Source organism: Pantoea trifolii, assembly GCF_024506435.1.
GTDB classification, from domain to species: Bacteria; Pseudomonadota; Gammaproteobacteria; order Enterobacterales; family Enterobacteriaceae; genus Pantoea; species Pantoea trifolii.
The window spans coordinates 1,901,787-1,919,350 of the sequence record NZ_JANIET010000001.1 but is presented as its reverse complement, the minus strand read 5'-3'; the positions used below and the strand labels follow the sequence as shown (position 1 = coordinate 1,919,350).

The window sequence follows — 17,564 nt, the reverse complement described above, 5'->3', positions numbered from 1 at the left end:
ATAAGCCTATTTACTTACGGTTATTAAGGGTAAACGATGCAAAAATTGAACAATTCGCTGCAAAATTACGCCTGGGGCAGCAAAACTGCGCTGACAGAACTCTACGGCATCGAAAATCCTCAAGGTTTGCCGATGGCGGAGCTGTGGATGGGCGCACACCCGAAAAGCCCTTCGACCGTTGAGGTCAACGGTGAAGCGCGTTCGCTGCGCGAAGTGATTGATGCCGACAAGGTCGCCACGCTAGGCAATGCGGTGGCGGAACGTTTCGGCGAGCTGCCGTTCCTGTTTAAAGTGCTGTGCGCCGATCAGCCGCTGTCGATTCAGGTACACCCGAGCAAAGCCGCTGCTGAAGAGGGTTTTGCGCGTGAAAATGCTGCTGGCATTCCACTCAGCGCCGCTGAACGTAACTATAAAGATGCCAATCACAAACCCGAATTAGTGTATGCGCTGACGCCATTCCAGGCGATGAACGGTTTCCGCGAGCTGCATGAAATTGTTTCGCTGCTGGAACCGGTGGCCGGTGCGCATCCGCAAATCGCCCACTTCCTGGAAAATGATGACGAAGCCAACCTGGCAAAACTGTTCGCCACGCTACTGTCGCTGCAAGATGAGGCCAAATCTCGCGCCATCGGCGTACTGAAATCGGCGCTCAACGCGCGTGAAGGCGAACCGTGGCAGACGATCAAATCCATCGCCAGCGATTATCCAGACGACAGCGGGCTATTTTCGCCGCTGCTGCTCAATGTGATCACCCTGCAGCCGGGCGAAGCGATGTTCCTGTTTGCCGAAACGCCGCACGCCTACCTGAAAGGCGTGGCGCTGGAAGTGATGGCGAACTCCGATAACGTGCTGCGCGCCGGTTTGACGCCGAAGTTTATCGATATCCCGGAACTGCTGGCTAACCTGAAGTTCCAGGCAAAACCGGCCGCGACGCTGCTGACGCAGCCGCAGCGCGACGGCGAAACCCTGAACTTCCCGATTCCGGTAGAAGATTTTGCCTTTGCCATTCATGGGCTTTCAGCTGCACCGCAAGCGCTGGCACAAAACAGCGCTGCCCTGCTGTTCTGCATTGAAGGCCAGGCGGTGATTGAGAAGTCCGGTCAACAGCTGGTGCTAAAGCCAGGTGAATCCTGCTTTGTCGCTGCCAATGAGTCGCCAGTCAACGTGGCGGGCACCGGTCGTCTGGCGCGCGTGTTTAATACGCTCAACTGAGTTCCGGTGACGCTGCCAGCATTAACTGCTATTCTTTCAAACTATTAATTTAAAACGCCTGCGGGCGTTTTTCTTCACCCGTCGCGCACCGACCAGCGGCGTGCGGACGCAAGGATAAGGACGACACAGCGATGAAAAAGACCCAGGTTGCCGTAGGTGTAATTGTGGCGCTCGGCGTGATTTGGACTGGTGCTGCATGGTTTACCGGTAAACAACTGGAAAGCCACATGGATCAGATGTTGCAGAATGCCAATGCGCAGCTGAATGCTTACGCACCGAACAGCCGACTGACGCTGAGCTATCAGGATTATCAGCGCGGTGTGTTCAGCAGCAAAACCAAGTTGGTGGTGCAAGCCAGCTCGCAAACCAATGACAACCCGCTGTTGAAGCCAGGTCAAAGCATCGTGCTGAACGAGACTATCGATCACGGTCCTTTCCCGTTCGCCCAGTTGAAGCGCGGCAGCCTGATCCCAAGCATGGCGTCAGTGCATACCGAGCTGGAAAACACCGATGCGGTGAAGAAACTGTTTGAACTGACCAACGGCAAGTCGTTGGTTAATGCTGATACCCGCGTTGGTTACAGCGGTGCAACCAATACCGATCTCAACCTGCTGGCGGTGGATTACAACAATCCGCAGACCGGCGATCGTCTGGCCACCAACGGCGGCACGCTGAACATCAGCGCCGACAATAAAGGCGACAAAGTCAGCCTCGACGGCGACTTCTCCAGCATCGCGGTCACCAGCAAAAATCAGGTGGAACAGCCAGTGCTGTTCACGCTCAATGGCCTGAAGCTGAGCGGCGATACCCACCTCAGCCCGGAAGGCGTGCGCGTTGGCGATCAGTCGATCTCCCTGGATAAACTCGATGCCAGCATCAACGGTCAGGAAGGTTTGTCACTGGAGAAGCTGAAAACCACCTCTTCCTTCGACAATAAAGAGGGCAAGATTGGCGGGCAGCTGGACGTCAACGTTGACAAGATCACCCTGCAGAAACAGCCATTTGGTGAAGCTAAGCTGGCGATGAAGTTTGCCCAGTTCGATGCGCAAGCGGTGAAAGCCTTCTCGGATACTTACAATGCGCAGATGCAGGATCTCTTGAATCAGCCGGGCGTGGCGGAGGATCCGATTCGCTATCAGGCCAGCGTGCAAACCATCCTGCGTAATAACCTGCCAACGCTGCTGAAAGGCTCGCCAACGCTGAGCATCGCACCGTTGAGCTGGAAAAATGACAAAGGTGAAAGCACCTTTAATCTGAAAGTCGGCTTTAACGATCCGGCCACCGTCACCGGCGAAGCGCAGAGTTTGGGTGCCGCAGTGGATCGTGTGCTGAAAACCCTCGACGGCAAGCTGGCGATCAATATGCCGATGGCGACAGAAACCATGCGTCATGTCGGTTTGGCGGAAGGTTATCAGGGTGATGATGCGCAGAAGCTGGCGGATCAGCAGGTGAAAGGTTTAGCGGCGATGGGCCAGATGTTCCGCCTGACGCAGCAGCAGGATGACAACATCGTCACCAGCCTGCAATACGGCAACGGTCAGGTCACCATGAACGGCGACAAGATGACGCTGGAGCAGTTCCTGTCACGCTATATGCTGGGCGCACCAACCAGCGAAGGTATGCCAGAGTAATTAGTGGGGCGGCCAACTGGCCGCCCTAAACTTCCCCGCGCATCAGCTGCGGCGGCACAATCAAACTTTGAATCTCCGCTTCCGGCTGCGCCAGTCGATGCAACATCCGTTCCGCCGCCCTTCTTCCTACATCACGCGCTTCGCTGCTGACAAAGGTCATGGTGGGATCGTGCAACTCCCGCTGCGGATCGTCATTGAAGCCCACCAGCGCCAGTTGCTGCGTGTAGTAGCTATCGACTGCGCCTTCACCAAAGGTTCGCCCACAGCGTAACGCACCAAAATAGCAACCGAGCGCGGTGCTGCCGTTATGCGCCAGAATCGCGGTAATACCCGGATGCTGACGCAACAATTGCAGCGTTAATGCCGACACGCTTTGTTGGCGATCGTCACACTCAATAATCCAGTCGGATCGAAACGGCAAACCGTATTGCAATAAAGTGGCGCAGTAGCCGCCAATCCGCTCGGCGCGCGTCAGAGACGATCCCAAACCGCCCATCCAGGCGATGCGCTGATGGCCCTGACGAATCAGATACTCCGTCGCCATGCGCGCCGCCTGACTATTATCGGGACGCAATGAGTCAACGTTATCCAGGCTGCTGGCGCGCGAGGCACAGACTAAGGCGATGTTCTGTTCCTGCGCCTGCGGCACCAGCGTTTCCGCCTGCGCCACCGCGCCGCCGAGCACAATCCCTTCCGCGCCCTGCGCCACCAGCGTGTCAAAGCAGCGTTTAAGATGTTGGCCGTGCTGACCGCTTTGTGTCAGCACCAGCACTTTGCCCTGCTGCTCCAGCACTTCGCTGAGTCCGGCCGTCATCGCGGCATAAAATGGCTGGCTGAGATCGCGCACGATCAAGCCGATCACGCCGCTTTCGCCGCCGCGCAAGATTGAGGCCGAACGATTACGCACGTAGCCAAGCTGCTCAATCGCCTGATTGACACGTGTGGCCGTAGCGGGCGAAATGCGCCCTTTGCCGGAGAGCACCAACGACACGGTAGAGACCGACACCCCGGCGACCAACGCCACATCATGAATAGTGGTTTTCTGCTGGGACATAGCCTTCCGTTACCCACGTCCAAATTCAAAGAGGTAAAACGTTACACTGATTGCACCAAAAATAAAGTCTGCAATTAGTCACTCTTTGTGATTATAGCCACAAAAATAAGCGGTAAAACGTTTTATCATCCTTGACCTCATTGAAGCCTTTCACTTTTATTGCCAGGAGAGTCTATGTCCGCCAGTCGTCCCAAAATGTCACTTTGGGAGTTTTTCCAAAGTCTGGGCAAAACCTTTATGTTGCCCGTCGCACTGCTTTCGTTCTGCGGTATCCTGCTCGGCATCGGCAGTTCGCTCAGCAGCCGCGATGTGCTCACGCTCATTCCCGCGCTCGATCAGCCTTTCCTGCAATATCTGTTTATCTGGCTGGCGAAAATCGGTTCCTTTGCCTTTAGCTATCTGCCGGTGATGTTTGCCATTGCCATTCCGCTTGGTATGGCGCGCGAGAACAAAGGCGTGGCAGCGTTTGCCGGTTTTGTTGGCTATGCGGTGCTGAACCTGAGTATCAACTTCTGGCTCAACATCAATGGCATTCTGCCAACCACCGATGCGGCGGTGCTGAAAGCTAATAACGTACAAAATATCCTCGGCATTCAGTCCATCGACACCGGTATTCTCGGCGCGGTGATCGTCGGTATCGTGGTGTTTTGGTTGCATGAGCGTTTCCACAACATTCGCCTGCCGGATGCGCTGGCGTTTTTTGGTGGCACGCGCTTTGTGCCGATCGTCACCGCGATGGCGATGGGCGTGCTGGGCTTAGTGGTTCCGCATATCTGGCCCTTCTTCGCCCGTGCAATTACCGGTCTTGGCTGGGTAATCAACAGCGCCGGTGAATTTGGCCCGATGATCTTCGGTACCGGCGAACGTCTGCTTTTACCGTTTGGTTTGCAGCACATTCTGGTGGCGATCATCCGCTTTACCGATGCGGGCGGCACTATGGATGTGTGCGGTAAAAGTGTCAGCGGTGCGTTGACCATCTTCCAGGCGCAGCTGGCATGTGCGGATACGCACGGCTTTGCCGAGAGCGCCACACGCTTCCTGTCGCAGGGTAAAATGCCGGCCTTCCTCGGTGGTTTGCCGGGCGCAGCATTGGCGATGTATCACTGCGCCCGTCCGGAAAACCGTCATAAAATTAAAGGCCTGCTGATTTCCGGCGTGGTGGCGTGCGTCGTGGGCGGCACCACAGAACCGCTGGAATTCCTGTTCCTGTTCGTTGCGCCGGTGCTGTATCTGATCCACGCACTGCTGACCGGTTTGGGCTTCACCGTGATGGCGATGCTGGGCGTAACTATCGGTAATACCGACGGCAACGTGATCGACTTCTTCGTCTTCGGCGTGCTGCACGGCCTTTCCACCAAATGGTATTGGGTGCCGGTGATTGCTGCGGTGTGGTTTGTGTCTTATTACGTCATCTTCCGTTTTGCCATCAGCCACTTCAATATCAAAACGCCAGGTCGCGAAGTGGAAAGCAACAGCGTGGAGCAGCAGGTTAATCGCGCGGCTGTCGGTAAATCGGGCTTCAACACGCCAGCGATTCTGTCGGCGCTGGGCGGCGTGGAAAACATCGCTTCACTGGATAACTGCCTGACGCGTCTGCGTATTACCGTGGTCGATATGAGCAAGGTGGATGATGCAACGCTGAAAGCCAACGGTGCGATTGGCGTAGTGCATGTCAATGCCACCAATCTGCAAGTGGTAATGGGCCCGCAGGTGCAGTCGGTTAAAGATGAGATGGCACACCTGATGAGCGCGACGGTGTAATGATGCAAGGTTTTGATTTCAATCAGGTGGTGGATCGCCACGGCAGCTGGTGTACGCAGTGGGATTTCGTGGCCGATCGGTTTGGCGTGGCGGACTTGCTGCCCTTCACTATTTCCGACATGGATTTCGCCACCGCGCCTTGCATCATCGAGGCGCTGCAACAGCGCCTTACGCACGGGGTGTTTGGGTACAGCCGCTGGCAGCATGATGATTTTCTGTCTGCCATTCAACACTGGATGCGCAGCCGTTTCGCTACTGACGTCGCGGCAGAATCGCTGGTTTATGGTCCGTCGGTGATTTACATGGTGGCGCAGCTGTTGCGCCACTGGACGCAGCCGGACGATGAAGTGCTGATCCACACGCCTGCTTACGATGCGTTTTACAACACCATCAACAGCAATCAGCGTCGCGTACTGGAGCAGCCGCTGCAGCGCCACGGAAGTGAATGGCTGTGCGACATGCCGCAGCTGGAAGGTTTGTTGGCGCGTCCGCGCTGTAAAGTGATGCTGCTGTGTAGTCCGCACAATCCTACCGGCAAAGTGTGGCGCGAAGACGAGCTGCGCCAGATGGCCGCGCTATGCGAAAAGTATGGCGTGAAGGTGATCAGCGATGAAATCCATATGGATATGGTGCTAAGTGATGCGCGGCATACGCCGTGGAGCCAGGTTGCGCAGTCAGATTGGGCGCTGTTCACCTCGGCTTCCAAGAGCTTCAACATTCCGGCACTGACCGGCGCGTGGGGCATCATTCCAGATGAGCGCGATCGTCAGGCATGGTTCCACGCGCTGAAGCAGCAGGATGGTTTATCCTCGCCGGCAGTCATGGCGCTTGCCGCCACCATCGCCGCGTATCGCGATGGCGCGCCGTGGCTGGATGCACTGCGTACCCAATTACGTGGCAATATGCAGCACATTGCAGGACGGATGAACACGGCGTTTCCGCAGCTTAACTGGCAGCCGCCCGCCGCCACTTACCTGGCGTGGATCGATCTCAATCCGCTTGGCATTGACGAACAGGTGCTGCAACAGCGTCTGATTCATCAACACAAAGTGGCGATCATGCCCGGTTCGACTTACGGCGCAGCGAGTCGCGGGTATTTGCGGCTCAACGCCGGTTGCCCACGCAGCAAACTGGATGATGGGCTGGATCGTCTCATCGCCGCGTTAAAATCGTTCTGAAATGCGACGGATGCTGATTAATTCAGCATCCGTTTTCCTGTTTGCGCAAATCGCTGGCGCTGTTGCGCAAGATGTTTTTATAATCCTCTGCACTTTATGAAACTGAAGCGAGTGCGCCATGATTGATCTAAAACTCCCCCTCACCGACATTCACCGCCACCTTGATGGCAATATCCGCGCACAAACCATTCTCGATTTAGGCCGCCAGCATAATCTTACGCTGCCCGCTGATTCGCTTGATGCATTGCGTCCGCATGTGCAGGTCACCGCGAATGAACCGGATCTGGTGAGCTTCCTGCAGAAACTCGACTGGGGCGTGAAAGTGCTGGGCGATCTTGATGCCTGCCGTCGTATCGCGCTGGAAAACGTCGAAGATGCGGCGCGCGCCGGCATTCACTATGCGGAACTGCGCTTCTCACCGGGCTATATGGCGATGACCCACAAGCTGCCGATTGCCGGCGTGGTTGAAGCGGTGATTGATGGCGTGCGGGCCGGTATTCAGCAATACGGCGTCGATGTGCGCCTGACCGGCATTATGAGCCGTACCTTTGGTGAAGAAGCTTGCCTGCGCGAGCTGGAAGGTTTGCTGGCGCATCGCGATGGCATCACCGCCGTCGATTTGGCCGGTGACGAATTAGGCTTCCCAGGCAGCGAATTCCTCAGCCACTTTAATCGTGCGCGTGATGCCGGTTTCCGCATTACGGTTCACGCCGGTGAAGCCGCAGGCCCGGAAAGCATCTGGCAAGCGATTCGCGAGCTGGGCGCGGAGCGTATTGGTCACGGCGTGAAGGCGATTGAAGATCGCGCACTGATGGATTTCCTTGCCGAGCAGCGTATTGGTATTGAATCGTGCCTGACCTCGAATATTCAGACCAGCACCGTATCGTTGCTAAGCAGCCATCCGCTGAAAACCTTCCTGCAGCATGGCATTCTCGCCACCATTAATACTGACGATCCGGCGGTTCAGGGCGTTGAGCTGGCACATGAGTATGAAGTGGCGGCACCGCAAGCGGGATTGACGGCGGAAGAGATGCGTCAGGCGCAGGATAATGGCGTGACCATCGCGTTCCTGAGTGATGCCGAGAAAGCCGCGCTGCGCGCACGCGTGGCGGGATAAATATTCCCTCTCCCGCGTGCGGGAGAGGGTTAGGGTGAGGGATAAAGCGCACGGAGTGTTTTCCCCTTACCCCGGCCCTCTCCCAAAGGGAGAGGGAGTAAAGCGAATTAACGCAACGACATAGTCTGGCGCTTCTCGGCGGACTGCAAGCCCAGCTCGATCAACTCCATTACCTGAATCGCCTCTTCTGCCTGCACCGGATTTGCACCTGTGCCCGTAATCGCATCACGAATGCCTGCGTAGTACGCCGGATAGTTGCCTGGCAAGGTTAGCAGCTCTTTCTCCACCATCACATCACCCTCCGCCAGCGTCAGCGTACCGTTGCGCATGTCGTAGCCCCAATCTTCCTGCGGCGGACGTTCACCCGCTTTCAGACGATCTTCCTGCGGATCGAGTCCGTATTTCACGTAGCTGCCGCGCGTACCGTGCACCACAAAGCGTGCTGATTCCGCCGCCACCAACATGCTGGCGTGCAGCACCACGCGGCGCGTTGGATAGGTCAATACGGCATGGAAGTAATCGGTGGTTTGAGCGCCTGGACGCAGCTCTGCCATATCGACATTGATGGCGACCGGCGTGCCAAACAGCTGCAGCGCCTGGTCCAGCACGTGCGGTCCAAGATCGAACCAAATGCCGCTGCCCGCACCTTTCATTTCACGCCAGCGTTGACGCACTTCAGGGCGGAAACGGTCAAAGTGGGATTCGAAGTAACGCACTTCGCCCAAGGTGCCGTCGTTCAGCAGCGATTTCAGCGTCAGGAAATCGCTGTCCCAGCGACGGTTATGGAACACCGACAGCAGCAGACCTTTGGCTTTCGCCAGCGCATCCAGTTCACGCGCCTGTGACAACGTCACGGTAAATGGCTTATCGACCACCACGTGTTTACCGGCGTTGAGTGCCGCTTTAGCTAAGGGGAAATGGGTGTCATTCGGGGTCGGAATAACAATCAGTTGCAGTGTCGGGTCGTCCAGCAGCGCCTGAGGATCGGAAACCACCTGCACTGACGGCCAGTCAGCATGCACTTTGCTGGCATCGCTGCTCGAGATCGCCGCCAGCTCAACATCCGGCGTACCGGCGATCAAGGGTGCATGAAAGGTTTTGCTGGCAAAACCGTAGCCGATTAGGCCGACACGTAATTTATCGCTCATTCTCATTCCTCTTGTTCGTTACCAGACTGATTTAAGACGAATCAGTCTATAAGAACAAGGCGGAATCACCTGAAAACTCAGGAAATAGCACTCCGTGCGGATTGCCAGCTTTCGTGAGCCACCAACGCATCCTGCGCATCCTGGCTGCGGCGGCGGAAGTCGCTGGGGCTGACGCCAACGCGTTTGCGGAACACACGCGAGAAGTAGAGCTGGTCGTCGTAGCCTACTTCGCGGCCAACAGAAGCGATCGGTTCCTGGGTGGTTTGCAGCAGCAGTTTGGCGCGGATAACGCGCTGATCTTCACGCCAGCGCAGCAGATTAATGCCCATTTGCTCGCGGAACAGATGCGCCAGCCGTGACGGCGACAGGCAAACATGGCGCGCCACTTCTTCAATCTTCACTTCGCCCGCCAGATGATTAGTGACGTACTGGCAAGCTTCAATCACGCGTGGATCGCGAATCTGTTGATGGCTGCGCGGGTCCTCTTCCACCGCACGCAGCAGCAGGCGCTCCAGCAGGTTCATCGCCAGCTCTTCGGCGAAGCGACGTCCGGAATTGTGAGTTTGTTCGATGCTGGCGAACAGGCGGTCAAATTCGGCACGCTGCGCTTCTGACAGACGCAAACGCCCTACGCCCTGACTTTCATCCTGCCACTGCAACCAATCGGTCCAGTACGCGCGCGGACGGAAATAGACCCAGCGATGGAACCAGCACGGACTATCGGGCGCGCGGCCATAATAGTGCGGGGTTTTCGGTTGAAACAGCAGCAGATCGCCCGGCTCGCAGTCGAAGGCGGATTCACCATCAAACACGCGGCCCTGACCTTTAATGGTCAGATTAAGGATGTAGCCTTTCATGCCGTGCGGACGATCGATAAAGAAATCGAGCGCGTCATTGGCGTTAATCGGCGTCAATCCTGCCACCAGCCAGGCATTGAACGCATAGCCCGGCAATAAGGGATTCTGCTGCTCACTCGGGGGTTCACGATGGTACATAGTGGCCTCACTTATCGCGTGAAATGCGGCGAGCGCGCCCGCTAACCGGCGCGCTCAGCCTTGGTTATCAGGCGGCTTTACTTTTCTGTTTGTAGCGGTCAAAAATCACCGCCGCTAACAGTATCAAACCGCGCACCACATACTGTGAGAATGGCGAGATATTCAATAAATTCATCGCATTCTCAACCGTGCCGAGGATCAGCACGCCCGCTACCACATACGAAATTTTGCCGATGCCGCCTTTCAGCGAAACGCCGCCCAGTACGCAAGCCGAAATCACAATCAGCTCATAACCGAGCGACGTCATTGGCTGGCCGCTGGTCATGCGCGACGCCAGAATGATGCCCGCCGCCGCCGACACTAAACCCGACAAGATGAAGATGATGATGCGCGTACGCACCACCGGCACACCGGCCAGACGTGCCGCTTCTTCGTTGCCGCCAATTGCCAGCGTATTGCGGCCAAAGGTGGTTTTGTTTAGTAAGAAGCCGAACAGCACCATGGTGGCGATGGTGAGCCAGATGGGTGCCGGTACGCCGAGCCAGTTAGCGTAACCGAGGGTAAAGAAGCGCTCGTCTTCAATGCCCACCGCTTTGCCGTCGGAAAAGATATAAGCCAGGCCGCGCACAATCTGCATGGTGGCCAGCGTGGTGATCAGCGCGTTGATTTTCAGCCGCGCGATGACGAAGCCGTTGATGAAGCCCGTAGCCATGCCGAGCAATAAACCGGCCGCGACGCCAATCCACAGGCTTTCGGTCATGTTGATCACCACCGCGGTGACCACACCGGCGCAGGCGATCACCGACGCCACAGAGAGATCAAAGTCGCCGGAGGCGAGGCAGAACAGCATGCCGCACGCCACCATGCCGGACATCGACATCGCCAGACCGAGCCCTTTCATATTGATGATGGAGCCAAAGTTCGGCACGAAAATGGCACAAACGATAAACAGCAGTGCGAACACCACCAGCATGCCGAAGTTGTCCCAAATCCGCCCGAGTTGCAGCCCGTTGCGCTGCACCGGTGGCGTGTTGGAAGTGGTAGATGAAGCCATTATTGCTCTCCTTTACATCAGGCCACGGCGGCCGCTTGAGTGGTTTTCGGCATCGCCAGGCTCAGCGTCAGCTGCTCTGTGGCCGTGTCGTGGGACAGTTCACCGGCAATTTCACCTTCACGCATCACCAGAATGCGATCGGCTAATCCCATCACTTCCGGCAAATCGCTGGAGGCAAACAGCACCGCAATGCCTTTTTTCGCCAGGGCATAAATCAGGTTGTAGATTTCGTGTTTGGCACCGACGTCAATGCCGCGCGTCGGTTCATCGAGCAGAATCACGTTCATCTCTTCCGACAACCAGCGGCCCAAAATCGCCTTCTGCTGGTTGCCGCCCGAAAGGTTCATGATCAGCTGCTGCGGACCCGGCGTTTTGATGTTGAGGGAACGAATGTGGATATCGGCGTTTTTCGCCTCCCAGCTCGGTTTGATCAGGCAACCAGCGGTGAGATTGTGGCGACGCGCGCTGATGTTGATGTTATCGCGCACCGAATGCACCGGAATAATGCCCTCCGATTTGCGATCTTCCGGGCACAGCATGATGCCGGCACGGATAGCGTCGATCGGCTGGCGAATGTTGAGCTTGTTGCCATCCAGCGTCACGGTGCCGCCGCGCAGTTTGGTAGCCCCAAACAGCCCTTTCATCAGTTCGCTGCGTCCCGCGCCCACTAAGCCAAACAGGCCCACGATTTCACCGGCGCGCACCGTTAACGAAATCGGCGTGCGCACGCCCTTCGCCTCTACCGCGTCCAGCTGCAGACGCACCGGGCCCAGTTCACGCGGCGCGTAACCATAAATATCCCCGAGATTACGTCCCACCATCGCCTGCACCAGATCGTCGTGATGGGTGTTTTTCATGTCGGTGAAGGTACGCACGTAACGACCATCCTTAAACACGGTGATAGCGTCGCTGAGCGCAAAAATCTCCTCCATGCGGTGCGAGACATACAGCACGGTACGGCCCTGCTCGCGCAGCTGGCGGATGACGCGGAACAAGTGTTCAATCTCGCGCGCTGACAGCGAGCTGGTCGGTTCGTCAAAAGCGATGATGCGCGCGTTACGCGCCAGCGCTTTGGCAATCTCCACCATCTGCCACTGGCCGAGCGACAGGTATTTCAGCGGCATATCCGGATCGATATCCATGCCGAGATTTTGCAGCTGCAAACCGGCTTCATAGCGCAGTAGTTTGCGATTCACCAAACCACGCTTGTGTGGCAGCTGGCCGAGATAGATGTTCTCCGCCACGCTCATTTCCGGCACCAAGTGCAGTTCCTGGTAAATGATCGCCACGCCCGCGTCCAGTGCATCCACGGTGGTGTTGAAACTCTTCGGCTGGCCTTTAATACGAATCTCGCCACCGCTCGGCTGATAGCTGCCGCTGAGGATCTTCAACAGCGTCGATTTACCGGCGCCGTTTTCCCCCATCAGCGCGTGCACTTCTCCGGCACGGCAGCTGAATGAGATATCCTGCAGCGCTTTCACGCCAGGAAAGGTTTTGCTAATGCCATGAAACGACAGAAAGGCTGGATCTATGTTCATGGTGACTCCTCTAAGCCTTCATACTTCGCGCCGCAGCTGCGTTGGCTGCGCCCACTCACCCCAGTCACTTACCTCGGTAAGCTCCTGGGGCTGAGCGCGCTTGCCGCCTTGCTGCAACGCGAATTATTTTGGCTGCCTGTTAGTATTGTTTTGGGAGATATGGGATTACTTCAGCCCTTTCTTATCCAGCTCGGCTTTGAAGTTATCGCGGGTAATCAGCACCACATCGGTGACTTCGGTGAACTTCGGCGGCTCCTGATCTTTGGTTACCCAGTTGTAGAGCATCTGGCTGCTCTTATAACCGTGTACGTCCGGGCTTGGCAGCAGCGAACCGTAGAAGCCGGTGGCGGAACCTTTCGACAGCTCACTCACTGCATCGACACCGTTGATGCCGATACCAATCACGTCGGGCGCCTTGAAGCCCTGACCTTCGGTGGCGCGTACGCCGCCCAGCACGGTGTTGTCATTCATGCCAAGAATCAGCCAGTGCTTCACTTCCGGATGCTGCACCAGCAGCGAGTTACCGGCGTCAAACGCGCCAGGAATATCGTTGGATTTGGTCGGGACCTGATAAATCTGCTTCTCCGGGAAACCGGCGGCTTTCAGCGCGTCCATCGAACCGCTGGTGCGACGGCGTGCGGTGTCGAGCTCGTTGGCGGTGATGGCCATCACGCCAGTCTCTTTCACATCCCAGCCGCGTTTCTGCATCTCTTTATACAGTTCTTGTCCCTGACGCTCGCCGATCTTGGTCGCGGCCATCATCACTAATGGCACGGTATCCATCGGCTTGCCTTTGGCGGTGACGAACTGGTCATCGACGGCGATCACTTTCAGACCGTAACCGCGCGCTTTAGCAACAATCGCCGAGCCGAGTTTGGGATCCGGCGTACAGATAACAAAACCTTTCGCGCCGCTGGCGGCGAGGCTATCGATAGCGTTGAGGGTTTTCTCGCCGTCAGGCACCGCAATTTTGATCACTTCGAAACCGAGATCCTTGCCAGCTTTATCCGCGAATTTCCATTCGGTCTGGAACCAGGGCTCTTCCGGTTGTTTGACAAGGAAACCGAGTTTCATGGTCTCGGCGATAGCGGATTGTGACATAACCGCAGCGAGACCTACCGCCGCCAGCGTTTTAGTGAATTTATGCATGATGCTCTCCGGCACAATGTTGTTTTAGGCTGTTATTAACCAATCGGTGTAAACGCTACCAATCAAATAATTCTGTGGGGTACAGCTAAAAATCAGCGCGTTAGCACAAAGGTTGTACAAAGGCTGCGCAAACGCTGGGCTAGTTGTAGCGGGAATGGAAAGGAAAAATGTAGAGCGGTATCACATCCCAAAACGATGACAAAATCCTCCATATATTCAGCAAATTTAACCGGTCGTTAACTTTTGCTATGGATCACACATCCTCGCCGATGGCAGAAAAGTGCATATTCTCAGCGACTGATGACTAACCGCTTCTGCCGCCCCATTCCAGGATAGAGCCAGATAACTCACACAGGAGAATCCCAATGGGTGCTGGCACCATAACAATTGGGCTGGATTTCGGCAGTGACTCGGTGCGTGCGCTGGCCGTGGACTGTCACAGTGGTAAAGAGCTGGAAAAAGCGGTGGTCAACTATGCACGCTGGGCCAACGGTGAATTTTGCGATGCGCACGCCAACCGTTTTCGTCACCATCCGCAGGATTATATTGATGCGTTAGAACAGGCGATTGTCACCGTGGTTTACGCCTTAACGCCTGAGCAGCGCGCCGCCGTGGTCGGGATTGGCGTGGATTCCACCGGCTCGACGCCCGCGCCCATCGATCGTGATGGCAACGTGCTGGCGCTGCGCCCGGAATTCGCCAGCAATCCCAACGCGATGTTTGTGCTGTGGAAAGATCACACCGCGATTGAAGAAGCCGAAGAGATCAATCAGCTGTGTCGAAGCGGTCGTTTCAACGATTACACCCGCTATATTGGCGGCGTGTATTCGTCGGAGTGGTTCTGGGCCAAGATACTGCACGTGTCACGCGCCGATGCTGCGGTACGTGACGCGGCAGTGTCTTGGGTGGAACTGTGCGATTGGGTGCCCGCGTTACTCAGCGGCACCACCGCACCCGCGCAACTGCGTCGTGGACGCTGTGCCGCCGGGCACAAATCACTGTGGCATCCGGAGTGGCAAGGCTTGCCGCCGGCTGACTTCTTCCGCGCGCTCGATCCGCTGCTGGTCGAGCAGCTCGATTCTCCCCTGTTCGAAGAAACCTGGACCGCCGATGTGCCAGTTGGCACGCTCAGCAGCGAATGGGCACAGCGCCTCGGCTTATCAGAGAAGGTGATACTTTCGGGCGGCGCGTTTGACTGCCACATGGGCGCGGTCGGTGCTGGTGCGCAGCCGTATACGCTGGTGAAAGTGATTGGCACCTCAACCTGCGACATTCTAATTGCCGACAGCGACACCGTTGGCGACCGCGCCATCAAAGGCATTTGCGGCCAGGTGGATGGCAGCGTGGTGCCGGGCGCGATTGGCTGCGAAGCCGGTCAGTCAGCGTTTGGCGATATTTATGCCTGGTTCAGCCGCCTGCTCGGCTGGCCATTGCAGCAGGCGGCGCAGCAACATCCCGAGCTGCAACCGCAGTTAGCCGCGCTGCAAAAAGATCTGATCCGCAACCTCACCGAAGCCTGGGCGGCCAATCCGCAGCTCGATCATCTGCCAGTAGTACTCGACTGGTTCAACGGCCGCCGCACGCCGGATGCTAATCAGCGCTTAAAGGGCGTGATCACCGATCTCAACCTTGGCACCGATGCGCCCGCGCTGTTTGGTGGCCTGATCGCCGCGACCGCGTTTGGTGCGCGCGCCATTATGGAGTGCTTCGAACAGCAGCAGATTCCGGTGCAGAGCATCCTGACGCTCGGCGGCATCGCCCGCAAATCCCCCGCCATCATGCAGGCGTGCTGCGACGTGATGAACCGTCCGCTGGATATCGTTGCCTCTGACGAGTGCTGCGCGCTCGGTGCTGCCATTTTTGCCGCCGTCGCTGCGGGCGTGTATGCCGATGTGCCTGCCGCCCAGCACGTGATGGCCAGTCCGATTGATGTCACGCTGCAACCCAACGCCGAGCGCGTGGTGGTTTATCAGCAACTTTATCAACGTTATCAAAACTGGTGCCAGGCCGCTGAACCGCAGTATGCCGCGCGCACCGCATCCGCTCAGTAAAGGAGAGATTTAATGGAACAGCACAACGCACAACAGGTGTGGTTTGTTATTGGTACGCAGCACCTTTACGGCGCGGAAACCTTGCGTCAGGTGGAACAGCACGCTCGCCAGGTGATGGACGGATTGAATCAGGCCGGCACGCTGCCGGTGTCGCTGGTGCTCAAGCCGCTGGTGAAATCGCCGGATGAAGCGCTGGCCCTGTGCCGCGCTGCCAACCACGACAATCAGTGCGTCGGCATCATTACCTGGCTGCACACCTTCTCGCCGGCCAAGATGTGGATTGGTGGCCTGAGCATCCTCAATAAGCCGCTGCTGCAATTCCATACCCAGTTCAACGCGGAGATTCCGTGGGACAGCATGGATATGGACTTTATGAACCTCAACCAAACCGCGCACGGCGGCCGCGAGTTCGGTTTTATTGGCGCACGTATGGGCTTGCAGCACAGCGTGGTGACCGGCCACTGGCAGGATAAAGCCAGCCAGCAGCGCATCGGACGCTGGATCAATGCCGCGCTGGCAAAACAGGCTAGCCAGCAACTGAAAGTAGCGCGCTTCGGCGACAACATGCGCGAAGTGGCGGTAACCGAAGGTGATAAAGTCGCGGCGCAGATTCAGTTTGGTTACTCCGTAAATGGCTGGGGCGTGGGCGATTTGGTCGAAGTGGTGAACAGCGTCAGCGATGGCGACGTCAACGCGTTGATTGATGAATACGAAAGCCAATATCGCTTTACCGATGTTGCAGCGGTTAACGGTGAAAAGCGTCAAAACGTCCTGGATGCGGCGCGCATTGAGCTCGGTCTGAAGCGCTTCCTCGAAGCCGAGGGTTGCAAAGCCTTCACCACCAACTTCCAGACCTTGCACGGCATGACGCAACTGCCCGGTTTGGCGGTGCAGCGCTTGATGGGCCAGGGCTACGGCTTTGCCGGTGAAGGCGACTGGAAAACCGCCGCGCTGCTACACATCCTCAAGGTACAAGCGGGCACGCGTGCAGGCGGCACCTCCTTTATGGAGGATTACACCTATCACTTCTCACCGGGCAACGATTTGGTGCTGGGCTCGCACATGCTGGAAGTGTGCCCGTCCATCGCCAAAGAGGAGAAACCGCTGATTGATGTGCAGTTCCTCGGCATTGGTGACAAAGCCGATCCAGCGCGCATGATCTTCTCCACGCCAGCCGGACGCGCGGTGAATGCCAGCGTGATCGATATGGGCGATCGTTTCCGTTTACTGGTGAACGTGGTGGATGCCATCGAGCAACCTAAACCGCTGCCAAAACTGCCGGTGGCGCGGGCGCTGTGGCGTGCCCAGCCGTCGCTGGCAACGGCCTCCGAAGCCTGGATTCTGGCCGGCGGCGCGCACCACACGGTGTTCAGCCAGGCGCTGGATTTGGATGATATGTATCTTTACGGCGAGCTGAATGGCATTGAAGTGCTGGTGATTGATGAGGAGACGCGCTTACCGGCATTTAAAGATGCGTTGCGCTGGAATGAGGCGTACTACCGCTTAGCGCGTTGATTTAGTCCTTTGCGATATTCCCCTCATCCTAACCTTCTCCCGCAAGCGGGAGAAGGAACCGTTCAGTTAACGCTGTGATTTCCTATCCTACATCAATCATCAATCTGCCCCCTCTCCCGCCTGCGGGAGAGGGTTGGGGTGAGGGAAACGTGGGTGCTTGA

The 17,564-nt window shown here is 57.0% G+C and carries 13 protein-coding genes; 7 read left to right on the top strand and 6 right to left on the bottom strand.

Going from position 1 to position 17,564, the window contains the following annotated elements; translation table 11 throughout:
* Positions 1-36 precede the first annotated feature (36 nt).
* Together manA and NQH49_RS08940 are read left to right on the top strand one after the other, a co-directional pair.
* Positions 37-1,212, top strand: a complete 1,176-nt coding sequence (gene manA, locus NQH49_RS08945; protein ID WP_256696364.1) for a mannose-6-phosphate isomerase — start codon at positions 37-39, stop codon at positions 1,210-1,212.
* A gap of 131 nt (positions 1,213-1,343) precedes the next feature.
* A complete protein-coding gene (locus tag NQH49_RS08940; RefSeq protein ID WP_256696363.1) occupies positions 1,344-2,843 on the top strand; it encodes a YdgA family protein in 1,500 nt (499 codons plus the stop codon).
* 25 nt (positions 2,844-2,868) lie between these two features.
* On the opposite strand, the gene malI is transcribed toward NQH49_RS08940, so the two are convergent.
* Positions 2,869-3,897 carry a Mal regulon transcriptional regulator MalI gene (malI, locus tag NQH49_RS08935; protein ID WP_256696362.1) on the bottom strand — a complete coding sequence of 343 codons (1,029 nt, stop codon included), beginning with the start codon at positions 3,895-3,897 and terminating at the stop codon, positions 2,869-2,871.
* Positions 3,898-4,071: 174 nt separating this feature from the next.
* On the opposite strand from malI, the gene malX reads away from it, so the two are divergent.
* From malX to add, 3 genes are all read left to right on the top strand, one after another.
* On the top strand, positions 4,072-5,658 hold the full coding sequence (gene malX / locus NQH49_RS08930; protein ID WP_256696361.1) for a maltose/glucose-specific PTS transporter subunit IIBC: 1,587 nt from the start codon (positions 4,072-4,074) through the stop codon (positions 5,656-5,658).
* Entirely contained in the window at positions 5,658-6,836 is a 1,179-nt protein-coding gene (locus tag NQH49_RS08925) for a MalY/PatB family protein (RefSeq protein WP_256696360.1), read from the top strand. Before malX ends, NQH49_RS08925 begins: the two co-directional genes overlap by 1 nt.
* A 118-nt stretch (positions 6,837-6,954) precedes the next feature.
* A complete protein-coding gene (gene add / locus NQH49_RS08920; RefSeq protein WP_256696359.1) occupies positions 6,955-7,953 on the top strand; it encodes an adenosine deaminase in 999 nt (332 codons plus the stop codon).
* Between the two features lie 107 nt (positions 7,954-8,060).
* On the opposite strand, the gene NQH49_RS08915 is transcribed toward add, so the two are convergent.
* The 5 genes from NQH49_RS08915 to NQH49_RS08895 form a co-directional block, all read right to left on the bottom strand.
* Positions 8,061-9,101: an oxidoreductase gene (locus NQH49_RS08915; protein ID WP_256696358.1), complete on the bottom strand. Its 1,041-nt coding sequence runs from the start codon at positions 9,099-9,101 to the stop codon at positions 8,061-8,063.
* Positions 9,102-9,178: 77 nt separating this feature from the next.
* Positions 9,179-10,096, bottom strand: coding sequence for an arabinose operon transcriptional regulator AraC (araC, locus tag NQH49_RS08910; protein ID WP_008110234.1), 918 nt, complete (start codon positions 10,094-10,096; stop codon positions 9,179-9,181).
* A gap of 67 nt (positions 10,097-10,163) precedes the next feature.
* Positions 10,164-11,150 (bottom strand): L-arabinose ABC transporter permease AraH, encoded by a 987-nt coding sequence (araH, locus tag NQH49_RS08905; protein ID WP_008110235.1) that lies wholly within the window; start codon positions 11,148-11,150, stop codon positions 10,164-10,166.
* Between the two features lie 17 nt (positions 11,151-11,167).
* Positions 11,168-12,688, bottom strand: a complete 1,521-nt coding sequence (gene araG / locus NQH49_RS08900) for an L-arabinose ABC transporter ATP-binding protein AraG (RefSeq protein WP_256696357.1) — start codon at positions 12,686-12,688, stop codon at positions 11,168-11,170.
* Between the two features lie 165 nt (positions 12,689-12,853).
* Entirely contained in the window at positions 12,854-13,837 is a 984-nt protein-coding gene (locus NQH49_RS08895) for an arabinose ABC transporter substrate-binding protein (RefSeq protein WP_061720153.1), read from the bottom strand.
* 365 nt (positions 13,838-14,202) lie between these two features.
* Here NQH49_RS08895 and NQH49_RS08890 point away from each other — a divergent pair, with 365 nt between their 5' ends.
* Together NQH49_RS08890 and araA are read left to right on the top strand one after the other, a co-directional pair.
* Complete coding sequence (locus NQH49_RS08890) at positions 14,203-15,888, top strand: ribulokinase (RefSeq protein ID WP_256696356.1); 1,686 nt, start codon at positions 14,203-14,205, stop codon at positions 15,886-15,888.
* Between the two features lie 12 nt (positions 15,889-15,900).
* Positions 15,901-17,403 carry an L-arabinose isomerase gene (gene araA, locus NQH49_RS08885; protein WP_256696355.1) on the top strand — a complete coding sequence of 501 codons (1,503 nt, stop codon included), beginning with the start codon at positions 15,901-15,903 and terminating at the stop codon, positions 17,401-17,403.
* The last annotated feature ends 161 nt before the right edge of the window (positions 17,404-17,564 follow it).